This window comes from Streptomyces sp. L500, from assembly GCF_054551825.1.
Window position 1 is genome coordinate 189,244 of record NZ_JBTOLC010000003.1, and the last position, 15,453, is coordinate 204,696.

The following is a 15,453-nucleotide window of genomic DNA, read 5'->3' on the forward strand; positions in this document are numbered from 1 at the left end:
GAGAACGCCTGGCTAGGGTGCGGGACATGACTGTCTCGTGCGAAGTGCCCCAGCAAGAGCTCCCGGACGCCGCTCCCCTCGACGAGCTCCTCCCGGCCACCCGGCGCGCGCTGCTGCACCGGGTCGCCACCTGCCAGGCCGAGGGCCGCGCGCCCTCGCTGGTGGGCGCGGTGACGCGGAACGGGCGCATGGTGTGGTCCGCCGGGCGGGGCGACGTGGCCGGGGAGACCCCCGGTGCCGACACGCAGTACCGGATCGGCTCGATCACCAAGTCCCTCGTCGCCGTCCTCGTCATGCGGCTGCGCGACGAGGGGCTGATCGACCTCGACGAGCCGCTCGGGACGTACCTCGACACACCCGAGGGCGGCCGGGCGACCGTCGCCCAACTGCTGTCGCACAGCTCGGGACTGGCGGCGGAGGCGCGCGGCCCCTGGTGGGAGCGCACGGACGGCGCTCTGCGCCCCGAGCTCGAGGACATCTTCGGCGAGCGCCCCCAGCGCCATCCCGCAGGGCGCCTCCACCACTACTCCAACCCCGGATACGCGCTGCTCGGCGCGCTGGTGGAGCGGCTGCGCGGTGAGCACTGGTACGAGGTGCTGCGCCGGGAGGTGCTGCTGCCGCTGGGCATGGCGCGTACGACCCTCGGCCCCGAGGCCCCGTACGCCGAGGGCCGGGCCGTCCACCCCTGGGCGGACGTACTGCTCCCGGAACCCGCGGTGGACACCGGGCGCATGGCGCCCGCCGGTCAGCTCTGGTCCACGGCCGCCGACCTGTGCCGCTTCGCGGAGTTCCTGCTGAACGGCGACGACCGGGTGCTCAGGGCGAGCACGGTGGCGGAGATGCGGACGCCGCGGACCGAGCCCCAGGGGCCGGACTGGACGGGCGCCTACGGCCTGGGCCTCCAGCTGACGCGCCACGACGGCCGGGTCCTGTGCGGGCACACGGGCAGCATGCCGGGCTTCGTGGCGTCGCTGTGGGCCGACCCCGCCGAGGGCGTCGCGGCCGTGGCGCTGAGCAACCTCACCTCGTTCTTCGGCCTGGTCCCCGTCGTGACGGACCTCGTGCGCACGGTCGTGGAGCACGAACCCCGGATCCCGGAGCCCTGGCGTCCGCTCGACGGCGTCGACCCGGCCCTGCTGGAGCTGACCGGGCCCTGGTACTGGGGCGCCACTCCGTTCGTCCTGCGCCTGGAAGCCGACCGGGCGCTGCGCCTGGGCCCGGTGGGCAACGGCGGGCGCGCCGCGCGCTTCCGCGCCGAGGCGGACGGCACCTGGACGGGGCTCGACGGCTACTACGCGGGGGAGACCCTGCGGGCCGTGCGCCGCGAGGACGGCACGGTGAGCCATCTCGACCTCGGCACCTTCGTCTTCACCCGTGAGCCCTATGAGCCCGGGGGCGCGGTGCCGGGCGGCGTCGACACGGGTGGCTGGCGATAGTCGGATTGTCGGCATGGCCGGGGGTGCGGACGTAGAGTCGGCGGGAGATTGGCGGGCGCCGCGACGCGGCGCGACATCCCCTGGAAGGCACCGTGACCGCGAACACCGCACCGGACCTGCTCGACTTCGCGCCCCTCGGCGCGGGCCACTTCGCTCGGATCGAGGACAAGGTCGCGGCGCTGATGCGCACGCGCGAGACCGTCGTCGCCATGCAGGGCGAGGCACTGCTCCCGCTGGAGGCGTGCATCCGCTCGGCCGTGCGGCCCGGCAGCACCGCGCTGAACATCATCACCGGCCCGTACGGCGAGACCTTCGGCGGCTGGCTGCGCTCCTGCGGCGCCGAAGTGGTGACCGTGAGCGCGCCGTTCAGCGGGGCGGTCACCGCCGAGCAGGTGGCCGAGGCGCTGCGCGCGAACCCCACGATCGACTTCGTCAGCCTGGTGCACGCGGAGGCGGCGACCGGCAACACCAACCCGGTCGCCGAGATCGCCGCGGTCGTCCGTGAGCACGGCGCCCTGCTGATGCTGGACGCCGTCGCCTCCATCGCCGCCGAGCCGCTGCTCACCGATGAGTGGGGCGTCGACCTGTGCGTCATCGGTGGCCAGAAGGCCATGGCGGGTCCGGCGGGCGTCTCCGTCGTCTCCGTGAGCGCCCGCGCCTGGGAGCGCATCGCCGCCAACGAGCAGGCGCCGCGCCGCTCCTACCTCTCCCTGCTGGACTGGAAGGAGCGCTGGATCGACGGCGGCCGCGCCGCCCTCCCGCACGCGCCGGCCCAGCTGGAGATGCTCGCGCTGGAGCAGGCCGCCGACCGTATCGCCACGGACGGCCTGGACGGCGTGATCGCCCGCCACCGCGCCGCCTCCGCCGCCACGCGCGCGGGCGTACGGGCGCTGGGCGCCCTCGCGCCCTACGTCGTCCGCGACGAGGACGCCGCGCCCGCCGCCACCACGCTGCGCGCGCCTGACGGCGTCGACGCCCGCGACATCGTGGCGGCCGCCCTGGCGGCCGACGCGTCCGTGCCCGTCCAGGCGGCCGGGGGCACGCTGGCGACGGAGATGATCCGGGTCAACCACTACGGCCTCGACGCGGACCGTGAGGTCGTGCTCGACTCGCTGACGGCGCTCGCCGCGGGGCTGCGCGCCCTGGGCGTCCCGGTCGCGGACGAGGACGGTGCCCTGGCGGCCGCGGGCAAGGCGTGGGACGCGGTGATCCCCGGCTGACCGTGCGGCGCGGCCGTGTCGGGCCGCGTCACCGCATCGAGCCGCCGTCGGCGCTTCACGCGCCGGCGGCGGCTCTTTGTTTTCCCGGCTTCTGCTTCGTATGGCTTTTGTCCCGGTATGGCGCTGCGGGCCCTCGCTCATTCGCGCGGATAGAATCGGAATCTCGATCCCGTTTCCCTTCCAGCCCTCCGGAGACCCAGGCGCATGGCTCGGCGCAGGACCTCGACGACCGCTTCACCGGTCTCCCAGCCGCTGCGCTCGGACGCCCGCCGCAACCGCGCGCTGGTCCTCCAGGCCGCCCGATCGGCCTTCGAGGAGCAGGGGTTGGCGGTGCCGCTGGGTGAGATCGCGCGCCGGGCCGGGGTGGGGGCCGGGACCGTCTACCGTCATTTCCCGTCCAAGGAAGCCCTGTTCAGGGCCACGGTCGTGGACCGGGTGCGGCTCTTCACCGATACGGCACGGGAGTTGGCGCACGCGGAAGACCCCGGGAGGGTGTTCTATCGCTATCTGGCGGCTGTGGTGCGGCTCTCCGTGCGGAACAAGGGCCTGTGCGACGCGCTGGAGGGCAGTTTCGAGCCCTCCCCCGGGGTCGAGGCGGACTTCCGGGACGCTCTCGCCGTCCTGCTGGAGCGGGCCCAACAGGCGGGCGCGGTACGGAAGGACGCGTCCGTCGGTGATGTGACGGCCCTGCTCATGGGGTGTCTGTCGATGGAGCAGCGGCGGGGGCCGGGGACGGCGCCGGGCAGGATGACCGCGCTGGCGTGCGACAGCCTCCGGCCGGGGCGGCATGTGACGAAACTCCCCGCGAATCCTGCCCCGGATCGTTACGAAACCCGGTGTGCCGTATGCGGTGGGCCGGTGGCCGCCGCTCGTACGGGCCGGCCCGCCCGGTACTGCGCCGCGGCCTGCCGCCAGAAGGCGCACCGGGAACGGGCCCGCGCACGCGAGATGTGACCGCCCCGGCCGCCGAGTGCGACCCGCCTGGCCGCCGAGTGCGACCGGCCCGGCGGCTGACAGGGGGCGGCGTGGGCTCCGGTCGGCGGTTACCTCGGGCCGGTGGTTACGGGGCGGCGGGGGCGAGGGACTCCACCGCGGCGACCAGCGGGGCGAGCTCGGTCCGGTTCGCGGCCTCGTCCAGCGCCTCGCGCAGGGCCGCGTCATTGGTGGGGCGAGCCTCTTCGAGGAGGGCGCGACCGGCGTCCGTGACGTCGGTGTAGATCCCGCGCCGGTCGGTGAGGCAGAGGTAGCGCGTCAGCAGGCCGCGGTCCTCAAGGCGGGTGACCAGGCGCGTCGTCGCGGACTGGCTGAGGACGACGGCGTCCGCCACCTCGTTCATCCGCAGATGGCCGCCCTCGCCGTCGTGCTGGCGGTTGAGGACGTCGAGCACGGAGAACTCGCGCACGCTCAGCTCGTGATGGTTCTGGAGGGCGCGCTCTATGTGCGCCTCGATCCGGCTGTGCAGCGCCGAGAGCGCGCACCAGCCCTGCGCCAGGCCGGCCAGGGCGGGATCCAGGGTGCGGGACATGGGTGAGCCCTCCTTCGGGGACGTCCGGGTGTGCCGTCCGAGCGCGCCGTCCGCACGTGGCCGTGCGGTCCCTACCAGCGTATCTCCCCTCTGCAATAGCCCGCGCTTGCAAGTAAATGCGTCTGCAATTATTGTGGAGGCCGGTAGAAGTCGGCCACAACCACCTGGCCGGAAGGTCTCGGTCTCCCCTGCCTCGATCCCGTACGAAGGACCCCCCATGCCCCTCGCCCTGCTGGCGCTCGCCATCGGCGCCTTCGGAATCGGCACCACCGAATTCGTCACCTCGGGACTGCTCCCCGACATCGCCGCGGACTTCGGGGTCTCGATCCCGACCGCCGGCCTCCTGACCACCGGCTACGCCCTCGGTGTCGTCGTCGGCGCCCCGGTCCTCGCCGTCGTCGGCGGCCGCGTCGCGCGCAAGACGATGCTGATGGCCCTGATGGGCCTGTTCGTCGCGGGGAACGTGATCTCGGCCGCCGCGCCCGTCTTCGGGGTCATGCTCGCCGGGCGCATCGTCGCCTCGCTCGCGCACGGCGCGTTCTTCGGCATCGGTGCGATCGTGGCCGCCGGGCTTGTCGCGCCGCGGAAGAAGGCGGGCGCGATAGCGATGATGTTCACCGGGCTCACCACCTCGACCGTGGTGGGCGTGCCCCTGGGCACCCTCGTCGGCCAGAACGCGGGCTGGCGGGTCACCTTCCTGATCATCGCCGGCCTGGGCGTGCTCGCCGTCCTGGGCATCGCCGCCCTCGTGCCCCACCAGCCGCGCCCCGAGCGGACCCGGCTCAGCGGCGAGACAGCCGCCTTCCGCAACCCCCAGGTGCTGCTCGCCATGGCGATGACCGTTCTCGGCTTCGGCGGCGTCTTCACCATGAGTACCTACCTGGCCCCGCTGGTCACCGACGTCGCCGGTTACGCGCCCTCGTCCGTCACCTGGCTGCTCGTCCTCTTCGGCCTCGGCATGCTGGTGGGCAACCTGATCGGCGGCAAGTACGCCGACCGCGCGCTGATGCCCATGCTCTTCACCACCCTCGGCGGGCTCGCGATCCTGCTCGCCCTGCTGCCCCTCGCCGCCCACGACAAGATCGCGACCGCGGTCGTCATCCCGCTCATCGGCGCCTTCGGCTTCGCCACCGTGCCGCCCCTCCAGAAGCGGGTCCTGGACCAGACCGCCGACGCCCCCACGCTCGCCTCCGCCGTCAACATCGGCGCCTTCAACCTGGGCAACGCCATGGCCGCCTGGCTCGGTGGCCTCGTGATATCCGCCGGATTCGGCTACACCGCGCCCAACTGGGTCGGCGCCGGGATGGCCGCCGCCGCGCTGCTCCTCGCCCTGCTCTCCGCGTCGTTGGAGCGGCGCGAGGGCCGGGGCGGGCGGATCGTGGCCTCGGGGCCGAAGCCGGTGCTCTCCGACGCGGCGGACGTGGCGGACACGGCGAACGCGGTGGACGCGGTGGACGCGGAGGGAGCGGGGCGCGTGGCGGCCGGCCGCTGACGCCCGGGCCCGATCTCGAACGCCTAGGCTCGGTGGCCATGACCAGACTGCACCTGTTCGACCTGGACGGAACGCTCATCCACGGCTCGGCCGCGGCTGTGGAGATATCCCGGCAGCTGGGCCTGGAGAAGGAGATCGGCGAGCTGGAGAGGGCCTTCGCCATGGGGGAGCTGCTGCCGTCCCGGTTCGCCCAACTGGCCGTGGAGCTCTGGGCCGAGCTGACGGAAGCGCAGGTCACGGCAGCCTTCGAGGGAGCGCCCTGGCTGGCCGGCATCCGGGAGGTGTGGGCCGCCATCCGGGCCGGCGGCGAGCGCTGCGCGGTGATCTCCCTGTCGCCGGGCTTCTTCGTCGAACGCCTGCTGGACTGGGGCGCCGACGCGGCCCACGGCTCGCGCTGGCCCTCCGTGCCCTTCCGCGACCCGCTGGACCCGGCGGGGATCCTCGACGCCTCGGCGAAGGTGCGGATCGCCGACGAGCTCTGCGAGCGGTACGGGCTGGGCCGGGCCGACTGCGTGGCCTACGGGGACTCGATGTCGGACGCCCGGCTCTTCGCCGCGGTGCCGGTATCGGTCGCGGTCAACGCCGATCACCACGTGCGGGACATCGCCTCGCACGCCTACGACGGCCTCGACCTCCGGGAGGCGTACGCGCTGGCCGGCGGCGGCCTCTAGCCGCCACGGGCCGTGAGCCGGAAGAGCGGGCGTGGTCGGCCCGCACCGCACCGGATCGGGTCAGCCTAGCCTCAACCGACTCCCCATCACCCGGAGTTCCGGGAAGACACCCGGAATCGGGGACCCGGGGTGCCATGCTGCGTGGACGGGAACAGCGACTCATCAGCAGCGCGGGGAATCGCGGAAACCTTCCCGCCCTCTTCGGCGGAAGCGCGCGGCCCGGCCGGGAAACGCTCAAGGCGAGGCAACCATGAACGCTCCGACCACCCCGCCGACCCATGGCGGCGCGTCCGGACCGGGAGGCGAGAGGAACCGGTTCACCCCGGCCGGGGCGCCATGGACGGCGGAGGCGGAGGAGTTACCGGCGCCGCCGGACGGGCCGGGTGGGTTACCGGCCGCGGGGGAGAGGCTGGGGGCACCCGGCGCGGTTCGCCCCCGGACCCCGGTCCAGGACGGCCATTCACCCATGGGCGACCGCTGGCAGCCGCTGGCGTACCGCACGCACGCGCGTGAACACGAACGCCCCGCGGAAGAGCCTCCCGCGAGCCGCCCGGCCCCACCCCTCGTCCCACCCCTCGCCCCGGCCCCGCCCCGAGCCCCCGCGTCGCCCCCGGCGCCCGCCGCTCCCCCCACGTGTCCCGGTAGCGGGAAGGCCCCGTCACCCGGCGGCTCACCGTCCTCCGACGCCCTGCTGATCCGCCGCACACTGGCCGAGATCGAGCCCATCGCCGACAAGGCCACCTCGTACTTCTACGCCCTGCTCTTCGTACGCCGGCCGGAGCTGCGCGCCCTCTTCCCCGCCGCCATGGACATCCAGCGCGACCGGCTGTTCAAGGCGCTGCTCACCGCCGCCCGCCACGCCGACGACACCGCGATCCTCACCACCTATCTCTCCCAACTCGGCCGGGGGCACCGGAAGTACGGCACCGCCCCCACCCACTACCCCGCCGTCGGGGAGTGCCTGATCGACGCGCTCGCCCGCCACGCCTCCCGGACCTGGAACGACGCCACGCAGGCCGCGTGGGTGCGGGTCTACACCGCCATCTCCCAGATCATGATCGACGCGGCCGCCGAGGACGAGCGGAGCTCGCCGCCCTGGTGGCAGGCCGAGATCGTCGGCCATGAGCCGCGCACGCCGGACGTCGCCATCGTGACCGTACGGCCCGACCAGCCCTATCCCTTTCTCGCCGGGCAGTACGCGAGCGTGGAGACGCCCTGGTGGCCGCGCGTGTGGCGGCACTACTCCTTCTCCTGCGCCCCGCGCGAGGACGGCCTGCTCTCCTTCCACATCAAGGCCGTGCCGGCCGGCTGGGTCTCGGGTGCCCTGGTCCACCGCGCCCGCCCGGGCGACGTCATCCGGCTCGGCCCGCCGGCCGGCTCGATGACCGTCGACCACGGCAGCGACAGCGGACTGCTGTGCCTGGGCGGCGGCACCGGCATCGCTCCGATCAAGGCACTGGTCGAGGACGTCGTCCGGCATGGGCGCAGTCGCCCCGTCGAGGTCTTCTACGGCGCACGTCATGATGACGACCTCTACGACATAGACACCATGCTGCGACTACAGAAGTCGCACCGCTGGCTCTCCGTGCGTCCAGTGATCTCCGACGGACCCACGCTCGGCCTGAGCGGGCAACTGCCGCAGGTCGTCCGCAAGTACGGCCCGTGGAACGCCTATGACGCCTATCTCTCCGGGCCGCCCGGGATGGTCCGCAGCGGGGTGGACACGCTGGTCGGCATAGGGATCCCGGCGCACCGGATCCGCCACGACTCGATCGACGAGCTGATGGCCTCGGCGGCGGGCTGAGGAGCGTCAGGCCAGGTCCGGCGCGAGGAGGGCCCGTACCCCCTCGATGTTCGCGCGCAGGAAGACCCGGAGGGACGGCGGCACGACCTCCACCGAGTCGATGCCCGCCCGGGTGAAGGGCACGCGCACCACCTCGTACGTCCCGCACGGCTCGTCGATCTCGGGGCCGTGCCGTCGCGAGAGGTCCATCGAGGCCAGTCGGCAGACGAAGAAGTGCTGCACCTTCACGCCGTGGGCGGCGTGGTGGAGGGAGTGGGAGACGGTGTCGACGAAGGCGGGGACCACATCGACGACCTTCGCGCCGAGCTCCTCGTCCACCTCGCGGTGGAGGGCGGCGACGACGGTGCTGTCCTCGGGCTCGACCCCGCCGCCCGGGGTGATCCAGTACGGTGCCTCGCCGGGCTTGGTGCGTTTGATCAGGACGAGCCGGAGCGTCTCGGAGCCGGGTTCGCCGTCGAGCAGGATGGCGCGGGCGGTGCGTTTGACCACGGGCCGTTCGGTCATAGGGGACATCTGCCGCGCACGCCCCGGGGTGAAACCCCTCCTCACCAGGAAACTGCAGCGCGCAGCAGCCACTCGTGCGCCCGCGCGAGGTGGGGATGCGCCAGCGTGCCGGCCCTGACGACCAGGAAATAGGTGCGCAGCGGTGGCACCGGCGGATCCAGGAGCGCCACGATCTCGCCGGTGTCCAGAGCCTCGCCGCACAGATAGCGCGGCAGCACGCCGATGCCCGCTCCGGCGGCGACGCAGGAGAGCACCGCGCGCAGGTCGGGGACGATGACGGTGCCGGCGGCCAGGGGCTTGGAGTCGAAGACGGCCGACCAGTAGCGGGAGACGAAGGGCAGGCTCTCGTGGACCTCGACCACGGGCAGGTGTTCCAGGGCCGCGAGGCCCTTGTCGCGGACGACGGCCGGGCCGCCGAGGCGGGCCGCCCAGCGCGGGGCGGCGACGAGCACGTGCTCCTCGTCGCAGAGCGGTGTGGCGGCCAGCAGCCGGCCGCGCGGCCGGGAGGTGGCGATGGCGAGGTCGTGGCGGCCGTCGGACAGGCCCTCGAAGAGCTCCTCGGCCATGCCGTGGGCGGCGCGTACGGCCAGGCCCCGGGCGATCAGGGGGACGAGCGCGGGCAGGGCGCGCAGGGCGGTGAACTCGGGAGGGCCGGCCAGGTGGAGGGTGCGGCTGGCCCACTGGTCGTCGAGGTCGGCCTCGGCGATCTCCAGCAGCGCGTCGACATGCGGGGCGATCTTGTGGGCGAGCTCGTCGCCGATGGTGGTGGGGCGGACCCCGCGTGCCTGGCGGAGGAAGAGCGGCCGGCCCAGCTGGCGTTCCAGCGTCCGGATCTGGCTGGTGACGGCCGGCTGGGAGAGGCCGAGGAGCGCTGCCGCCCGGGTGAAGGAGCCGGCCCTGTGCACCGTGACGAATGTGCGCAAAAGGGCCAGATCCATGTCGTCTCCCTGTGATGCCGCCACCGATCGTGAAGGAACTATAAATAAGTCGATAGGGCTGTGCCGCTAGGGTGATTGGACACTGACGCAGAGTCAACTAGCCTGGGTCGCGCGGTTCTTCGCGCGTGGAGCCGTGGCGGCTCGAGCCAAGAGGGGGGAGGCTCGAGCCGTCCTCCTTTTCGTGGCCCCGGCGGGTCGGCCGAGGCGCCGGTGCGAGGCCCGGCGCCGTCGGATCCCGCGGTTCAGTCGTTCTCGTCCGGCAGGATGACGTGCATCGCCCAGGCCACGATCGAGATGATCACGCCGCCGACCAGCGCGGACCAGAAGTCGGCCACATGGAAGGCCAGATCCAGTCTGTCCGCCAGCCAGGAGGTCAGCAGCAGCATCAGGGCGTTGATCACCAGGGTGATCAGGCCGAGGGTCAGGATGAAGAGCGGGAACGACAGCAGCTTCACGACCGGCTTGACGATGAAGTTGACCGCGCCGAAGACGAGCGCGACGAGGAAGAGCGTGAGCACCTTGCGAGCGGTGTTCTCGCCGGACAGCGTGATGCCCTTGAGCAGCCAGATGGCCACCGCCAGGGCCGCCGCGTTGGCGATCGTCTTGACTACGAAATTCTTCATGGTGAGATCGTTGCAGACGGGCGCGGCCGACGGGGATGCGCGCGAGGACCACGACCGGCCCGGCCGGGCCGAGCGGCGAGGAGTGGACGGCGAATGAAAGCGTTCCGGCTGGACGAGCTGGAGCAGGAGCGCGTCGCGAACGACGGCGCGTATTTGCAGTTCCTGCGGGAGCGGAACATGTCCGTGGGGCTGTACGGGCTGGACGCCGGCGCCTCCGACCCCCAGGGGCCGCACGCCCAGGACGAGGTCTATGTGGTGGTGAGCGGCCGGGCGGCGGTCACGGTGGGCACGGAGACCACCACCGTGGGGCGCGGCAGCGTGGTGTACGTACCGGCCGGGACGCCCCACAAGTTCCACCACATCAGCGAGGATCTCCGGGTCCTCGTCGTCTTCTCTCCACCGGAGAGCTGACCCCCGCCCCGGAATCCCGTAGGGGGCCGTTCAGGGGTCTACGGGGGCTGTCGGGCCCCCGTCGGGCCGCTCCCCGGGCCTAGCATCGAGAACAGGCCGGGGTATTCCGCTCCGGACGGCCGGTGAATCACGGCGGGGCATTCATTCCCGTCCGCGCGACGGCCATGACGTGACAAGAGCGTGTGAATCCACGCGTGATGCGGAGATCAGGAGTCGAGATGGCTGAGAAGGGGATATTCGCGGGACTGCCCTGGTGGGTGACCTGGGTCGCGGTGCCGGTTCTCGTGCTGGTGGTGTTCGGCAGCCTGATCATGAGCCTGCTCGGCTTTGTCATCAGCCTGCTCTTCAAGGCGCTGCTGCTGGTCGCGCTGGTCGCCGGCCTGATCTTCGTCGTCAAGAAGTTCACGTCGTCCTCCTCGTCGAAGGGCGACTGGTAGGAGTCGGCCGTCCCGGGCGAGGGGGACGCCCGGGCAGCGCCCACCGGGCAGGCGACGTCGCCCACGCCACCGTCCGGTGCCCGCTGGTCAACTCAACGAAGCGGAAGGCGAGGAGTTATCTCTCCCGTCAACATTCCTCCGTCAACGTGAACGCCGGGGGCACCGCCCCTACGGTAATCCGTGCGCCCTCGGGCCACTTTGGCCAGTTCTCGGCCGGTCCGTGGTGGCAAATCCCCTGTTACGACTCCGCCCCGTAGTCGAGTCGCTACGCTCCAGAGTCGGAGAGCTCGTATGCTCACCCTCGGTCTCCATGAGTAACTGGAAAATCACTCCTTGTGATCCACCGGGCGTTCTTGTCAGACTATGGCGTCATTGGGGCCATCAGGCTTCAATCCCTGCCAAACCGACGAAGACGGGGCATTGGGCGATGCGCGACACAGTTCAGGCAGAAGTGGTCATGACCTTCCTCGTCTCCGAGGAGCTGTCCTTCCGGATCCCGGTGGAGCTGGGCTACGACAGCAGTGACCCGTACGCGGTGAAGTTCACCTTCCACCTCCCCGGCGACGCGCCCGTGACATGGGCCTTCGCCAGGGAGCTGCTCCTCGACGGGCTGAGCCAGCCCTCCGGCGAGGGCGATGTGCACATCGCCCCCGCCTCCTCCCAGCATCTGTCGGACGTGTTCATCCGGCTGCAAGTGGGCGGCGAAGGCGCCCTGTTCCGGGCCGGGGCGGCGCCGCTGGTGGCCTTCCTCGACCGCACCGACCGCGTCGCCCCGCTCGGCGAGGAGCACACGGTCGCCGACTTCGACTACGAACTCGCCGCGGCGCTCGACAGCATCCTCGCCGGCAACCCCGAGGGGCAGAACGCGGGTTAGCCGGCCTCGGGAGCCGGTGCGCCGCCGCCCGTCCCGGGCGTACCGCCGTCCTCCTCGATCGGCACCCGCTCGGCGCGCGGTGCCGCCCCCCGACCCTGCGGGGCGAACGCCGGGACCCGCGCCCGCGGCCCCGTGCCACCGTCCGCCGCCGCGTCCGCGGTCACGCCGGCCGTACCGCCGTGCGCGTCCGAACCAGCGACCGTCACCCCGACAGCTCCACCGACAGCACCACCGGCGCCACCCGCACCACCGGATGTTCCGGCGCCGCCGACCAGGCCACCGTTCCCCACCGTGCCCATGCCCGTGCCGGTGCCCGCGCTCCTGCCCGAGCCGGCTCCGTCGGTCGTGCCCATGGCCGCGAGCAGCTGCCGGGCGAGCCCCAGACCCGTACCTCCCATCGTCAGCGCCTTCGCGAACAGGTCGGACATGCCGTCCGCCCCGTTCAGCAGCACCATGTGATCCACGTTTCCGAACGCCTGAGCGCCCGCCTGGACGATCTCGGGCCACTTCTCGGCGAGTTGCTGCGCGACCACCGCGTCCTGGTTCTCCGCGAGGGCCGCCGCCCGGGCCTTGAGCGCCTCGGCGTCGGCGAGCCCCTGGGCCCTGGCCGCCTCGGCCGCCGCCAGACCCTTGGCCTGCGCGGCGGCGGCCTCGGCCTCACCGGTGGCACGGGTCGCCGCGGCGGCGGCGTCACCGCGCGTCCTGGTGGCCTCCGCCTCGGCCCCCGCCGCCGCCTTCACGCGCGTCGCCTCGGCCGCCGCGGCGAGCTCCGTCTCCTTGGCCTGGGCCTCGGCCGCCGAGATCCGGGCGTCGCGCTCGGCCTCCGCGAGCGTCCGCTTCTCGTACGCCGTCGCGTCCGCGGGCTTGCGCACATCGGCCTGGAGCTGCTGCTCCCGGCGCATGGCGTCCAGCTCCGCGACCCGCGTCTCCTGGACGACGACCTCCTGGCGCGCGGCGGCCTCCGCCAGCGGGCCCGCCTGTCGCGCCTTCGCGGCAGCGCTGTCCCGCTCGGCCTGATAGCCGGCCTGGAGGATCTCGCTGTCGCGCTGGGCCTCCGACATCCGTGCGGCGGCCTGCTGCTCGGCCTCGGTGGCCAGCCGGTCCGCCTCCGCCTGGGCGATCCGGGCGTCCCGGCGTACGGCGGCGGCGTGCGGCGCCGAGAGGTTCTGGATGTAGCCCGTGGGGTCCTGGATCTCATGGATCTGGAGGGAGTCGATGATCAGACCCAGCTTCTCCATCTCCGTGCCCGAGGCGGCCCGGGTCTCACCCGTCAGCCGTTCCCGGTCGCGGATCATGTCCTCCACGGTCAACCCGCCGACGATCGAGCGCAGATGACCGGCGAAGACGTTGTGCACCCGCTCGGGCATATGTTTCTGCTGGTCGAGGAAGCGGCGGGCGGCGTTGGCGATCGAGACGAAGTCATCGCCCACCTTGAAGATCACCACGCCGTGCACCTTCAGTGGAATGCCCTGTTTGGTGACGCAATCCACGTTGAGATCCGCCTCGTTGAGGTCGAGGGACAACTTGCGTACCGCCTGTACCCCCGGCAGCACGAACGTCCCCCGCCCCGTGACTATCCGGAATCCCAGCCCGTCCCCCAGGCCCTCCGTGCGGTGCCTGGAGCCGGAGATGATCAGGGCCTCGTTGGGCTCCGCGACCCGCCACATGAGCTTGAACAGCCCGACCAGGATGATGACCGCGACGAGGACAGCCCCCGCCACGACGCCAACGACCATGCGTCCCTCCCCCTTTACGGCCCACTGCGGGCCGTACGTTCACGAAGTGTGCGACCCGGCAGAGCCGGGTGAAGACGCTGATACCCCGCCCGCGACTCCGAAATCAGGTATAGACGGACGTCACATAGACGGTGCGCGGCGGTTGATATTCCGTGACCATCACGACCGTCCCCCGCTCGATGCGCTCGCCCGGCTCGGCGGCGTAGGCCAGGAAGGCCTCGGCGCCGCCCCGGACCCGCACGATCACCTCGCCGACCAGCCCGGGGCCGACCGTCCCCGTCACTCTGCCCAGCTCACCGACCACTGGAAGCCCCCCCGCCTTCCCGTTACTTCGCGCGGCGGCGCCTGCCGCCCCGGGCCCTGGCCCGCCCCTTGCCTCCTCCATCATGCCGGTCGGCACTGACAACGAGCGCGGCGAGGAGGGTCGTCACCGGCACCGAGGCCACCAGGCCGATGCTGCCCACCAGCGTCCGGACGATCTCCTCCGCGACGATCTCGCTGGTGGCCACCGTGCCCACGCCGCTGTCCGCGATCGAGAACAGCAGCAGCAGCGGCAGGGACGCGCCCGCGTACGCCATGACCAGCGTGTTCACGACGGAGGCGATGTGGTCCCGCCCGATGCGCATCGCGGAACCGTAGAGTTTCCGCCAATTGGCCGACGGGTTGGCTTCCTTCAGCTCCCACACCGCCGAGGTCTGGGTGACGGTGACGTCGTCGAGCACACCCAGCGAGCCGATGATGATGCCGGCGAGCAGCAGGCCCCGGATCTCGATCTGCGGGTAGAGGCCGTGCACCAGTCCCGTCTGGTCGTCGGTGTTGCCCGTCAGATGGGCCCAGTCGATGAACACCGACCCGAGCAGCCCGATGACCAGCAGGGACGTCAGCGTGCCCAGCACTGCCACGGAGGTGCGGGCGTTGAGCCCGTGGCACATGTAGAGCGCGATCAGCATGATCGCGCTGCCGCCGATCACGGCGACCAGCAGGGGATTCGAGCCCTGGAGGATCGCCGGGAGGATGAACATCGTCAGGACCCCGAAGCTGATCACCAGGGCCACCAGCGCGAAGACGCCGCGCAGCCGGCCGACGACCACGACCGCGAGCGCGAACACCCCCGCGAGCAGGGCCATCGGGAAGTCGCGGTCCACGTCCGTGACCGAATAGCGCAGATTCTCCGGGGCCTTCGGCGCGTAGGCGAGAACCACCTTCTGGCTCACGTCGTAGCGTCGCGACGCGCTCGGCTGGACGATCTCGGTGAAGGTCCTGCCCTTGTCCGGGCCCTCGGTCACCTCGATGGTGGCCTTCTCGCAGGTCCCCTGTGCCGGGGCGGCCGGCGCGGGCGACGGTCCCGGCTGGGGCCCGCCCGGCAGCCCGCCGGACTTGGGGCAGTCGAATTTCTCGATCTTCGTCACCTGCCCCGACCGCAACTGCTGGTCGAGGCCGACACCGGTGTGCTGATGCGGCGGCGCGCCGCCCGGCCAGAGGACTATCAGCCCGGCCAGCACCGCCACCGTGAAGGGGACGAGTACCGCCGCGATCACCTTGCGGAGGTGTGCCGAAACGGGCGTCGCGGGCCCGTGGCTGTGGGAGTGCCCGTGGGAATGTCCAGGGGAGTGCCCGTGGGAATGTCCGTGCGGTTGGGCATGCGCGTGCGCGTGGGGGGCGTGGGGTGTGGGCTCGGTGGGGGTCACCGTCGCATCATCGCAAGCCCCACTGGCCCTCCGGTCGACGGAGGCGCTAGCGTGGTGCCACCTTTGCAATCGCGGGAGCTCGGAGCACCGGGCT

The 15,453-nt window shown here is 72.2% G+C and carries 15 protein-coding genes and 1 pseudogene; 9 read left to right on the forward strand and 7 right to left on the reverse strand.

The features are described 5' to 3' along the window. Positions 1-26: 26 nt before the first annotated feature. From ACX9I7_RS06080 to ACX9I7_RS06090, 3 genes are all read left to right on the forward strand, one after another. Positions 27-1,436: a serine hydrolase domain-containing protein gene (locus ACX9I7_RS06080; protein WP_459386711.1), complete on the forward strand. Its 1,410-nt coding sequence runs from the start codon at positions 27-29 to the stop codon at positions 1,434-1,436. Between the two features lie 92 nt (positions 1,437-1,528). After that, positions 1,529-2,656 carry a pyridoxal-phosphate-dependent aminotransferase family protein gene (locus tag ACX9I7_RS06085; protein ID WP_387577268.1) on the forward strand — a complete coding sequence of 376 codons (1,128 nt, stop codon included), beginning with the start codon at positions 1,529-1,531 and terminating at the stop codon, positions 2,654-2,656. Positions 2,657-2,860: 204 nt separating this feature from the next. After that, the gene (locus ACX9I7_RS06090) at positions 2,861-3,610 is read left to right on the forward strand and encodes a TetR/AcrR family transcriptional regulator (RefSeq protein WP_387577266.1); all 750 of its coding nucleotides are present in this window, start codon (positions 2,861-2,863) and stop codon (positions 3,608-3,610) included. A gap of 106 nt (positions 3,611-3,716) precedes the next feature. On the opposite strand, the gene ACX9I7_RS06095 is transcribed toward ACX9I7_RS06090, so the two are convergent. Then, a complete protein-coding gene (locus tag ACX9I7_RS06095; protein ID WP_387577264.1) occupies positions 3,717-4,181 on the reverse strand; it encodes a MarR family winged helix-turn-helix transcriptional regulator in 465 nt (154 codons plus the stop codon). Positions 4,182-4,398: 217 nt separating this feature from the next. On the opposite strand from ACX9I7_RS06095, the gene ACX9I7_RS06100 reads away from it, so the two are divergent. From ACX9I7_RS06100 to ACX9I7_RS06110, 3 genes are all read left to right on the forward strand, one after another. Continuing rightward, positions 4,399-5,673 carry an MFS transporter gene (locus ACX9I7_RS06100; RefSeq protein WP_459386712.1) on the forward strand — a complete coding sequence of 425 codons (1,275 nt, stop codon included), beginning with the start codon at positions 4,399-4,401 and terminating at the stop codon, positions 5,671-5,673. Positions 5,674-5,711: 38 nt separating this feature from the next. Next, complete coding sequence (locus ACX9I7_RS06105) at positions 5,712-6,344, forward strand: HAD family hydrolase (protein ID WP_459386713.1); 633 nt, start codon at positions 5,712-5,714, stop codon at positions 6,342-6,344. 250 nt (positions 6,345-6,594) lie between these two features. Next, positions 6,595-8,148 (forward strand): globin domain-containing protein, encoded by a 1,554-nt coding sequence (locus ACX9I7_RS06110; RefSeq protein WP_459386714.1) that lies wholly within the window; start codon positions 6,595-6,597, stop codon positions 8,146-8,148. Between the two features lie 6 nt (positions 8,149-8,154). Here the strand turns inward: ACX9I7_RS06110 and ACX9I7_RS06115 are convergent, their stop codons facing one another. The 3 genes from ACX9I7_RS06115 to ACX9I7_RS06125 all read right to left on the reverse strand — a co-directional run bounded on the left by ACX9I7_RS06115 (position 8,155) and on the right by ACX9I7_RS06125 (position 10,213). Continuing rightward, a complete protein-coding gene (locus tag ACX9I7_RS06115) occupies positions 8,155-8,652 on the reverse strand; it encodes an NUDIX hydrolase (protein WP_126915068.1) in 498 nt (165 codons plus the stop codon). A gap of 41 nt (positions 8,653-8,693) precedes the next feature. Continuing rightward, positions 8,694-9,590, reverse strand: coding sequence for a LysR family transcriptional regulator (locus tag ACX9I7_RS06120; protein WP_459386715.1), 897 nt, complete (start codon positions 9,588-9,590; stop codon positions 8,694-8,696). 242 nt (positions 9,591-9,832) lie between these two features. Next, the gene (locus tag ACX9I7_RS06125) at positions 9,833-10,213 is read right to left on the reverse strand and encodes a phage holin family protein (RefSeq protein WP_459386716.1); all 381 of its coding nucleotides are present in this window, start codon (positions 10,211-10,213) and stop codon (positions 9,833-9,835) included. A 93-nt stretch (positions 10,214-10,306) separates the two neighbouring features. Between ACX9I7_RS06125 and ACX9I7_RS06130 the strand changes: the two genes are divergently transcribed. The 3 genes from ACX9I7_RS06130 (at position 10,307) to ACX9I7_RS06140 (ending at position 11,935) form a co-directional block, all read left to right on the forward strand. Next, positions 10,307-10,624, forward strand: coding sequence for a cupin domain-containing protein (locus tag ACX9I7_RS06130; RefSeq protein ID WP_387577250.1), 318 nt, complete (start codon positions 10,307-10,309; stop codon positions 10,622-10,624). A gap of 218 nt (positions 10,625-10,842) precedes the next feature. Further along, the gene (locus ACX9I7_RS06135; RefSeq protein ID WP_189455475.1) at positions 10,843-11,061 is read left to right on the forward strand and encodes a DUF5326 family protein; all 219 of its coding nucleotides are present in this window, start codon (positions 10,843-10,845) and stop codon (positions 11,059-11,061) included. Positions 11,062-11,488: 427 nt separating this feature from the next. Beyond that, positions 11,489-11,935, forward strand: coding sequence for an SsgA family sporulation/cell division regulator (locus ACX9I7_RS06140; RefSeq protein WP_126915073.1), 447 nt, complete (start codon positions 11,489-11,491; stop codon positions 11,933-11,935). Between the two features lie 305 nt (positions 11,936-12,240). On the opposite strand, the pseudogene ACX9I7_RS06145 reads toward ACX9I7_RS06140, so the two are convergent. From ACX9I7_RS06145 to ACX9I7_RS06155, 3 genes and pseudogenes are all read right to left on the reverse strand, one after another. Then, positions 12,241-13,671, reverse strand: a pseudogene (locus tag ACX9I7_RS06145) (SPFH domain-containing protein); the annotation flags it as partial. Between the two features lie 103 nt (positions 13,672-13,774). After that, positions 13,775-13,975: a hypothetical protein gene (locus tag ACX9I7_RS06150; RefSeq protein ID WP_189455472.1), complete on the reverse strand. Its 201-nt coding sequence runs from the start codon at positions 13,973-13,975 to the stop codon at positions 13,775-13,777. 22 nt (positions 13,976-13,997) lie between these two features. Next, positions 13,998-15,359 carry a YibE/F family protein gene (locus tag ACX9I7_RS06155; RefSeq protein ID WP_387577247.1) on the reverse strand — a complete coding sequence of 454 codons (1,362 nt, stop codon included), beginning with the start codon at positions 15,357-15,359 and terminating at the stop codon, positions 13,998-14,000. Between the last annotated feature and the right edge of the window lie 94 nt (positions 15,360-15,453).

Bases quoted from the DNA above. Each gene is read 5' to 3' on its own strand.
- ACX9I7_RS06080 (WP_459386711.1), top strand. From the start codon at position 27: ATGACTGTCTCGTGCGAAGTGCCCCAGCAAGAGCTCCCGGACGCCGCT.
- ACX9I7_RS06090 (WP_387577266.1), top strand. From the start codon at position 2,861: ATGGCTCGGCGCAGGACCTCGACGACCGCTTCACCGGTCTCCCAGCCG.
- ACX9I7_RS06095 (WP_387577264.1), bottom strand. From the start codon at position 4,181: ATGTCCCGCACCCTGGATCCCGCCCTGGCCGGCCTGGCGCAGGGCTGG.
- ACX9I7_RS06100 (WP_459386712.1), top strand. From the start codon at position 4,399: ATGCCCCTCGCCCTGCTGGCGCTCGCCATCGGCGCCTTCGGAATCGGC.
- ACX9I7_RS06105 (WP_459386713.1), top strand. From the start codon at position 5,712: ATGACCAGACTGCACCTGTTCGACCTGGACGGAACGCTCATCCACGGC.
- ACX9I7_RS06110 (WP_459386714.1), top strand. From the start codon at position 6,595: ATGAACGCTCCGACCACCCCGCCGACCCATGGCGGCGCGTCCGGACCG.
- ACX9I7_RS06115 (WP_126915068.1), bottom strand. From the start codon at position 8,652: ATGACCGAACGGCCCGTGGTCAAACGCACCGCCCGCGCCATCCTGCTC.
- ACX9I7_RS06120 (WP_459386715.1), bottom strand. From the start codon at position 9,590: ATGGATCTGGCCCTTTTGCGCACATTCGTCACGGTGCACAGGGCCGGC.
- ACX9I7_RS06125 (WP_459386716.1), bottom strand. From the start codon at position 10,213: ATGAAGAATTTCGTAGTCAAGACGATCGCCAACGCGGCGGCCCTGGCG.
- ACX9I7_RS06130 (WP_387577250.1), top strand. From the start codon at position 10,307: ATGAAAGCGTTCCGGCTGGACGAGCTGGAGCAGGAGCGCGTCGCGAAC.
- ACX9I7_RS06135 (WP_189455475.1), top strand. From the start codon at position 10,843: ATGGCTGAGAAGGGGATATTCGCGGGACTGCCCTGGTGGGTGACCTGG.
- ACX9I7_RS06140 (WP_126915073.1), top strand. From the start codon at position 11,489: ATGCGCGACACAGTTCAGGCAGAAGTGGTCATGACCTTCCTCGTCTCC.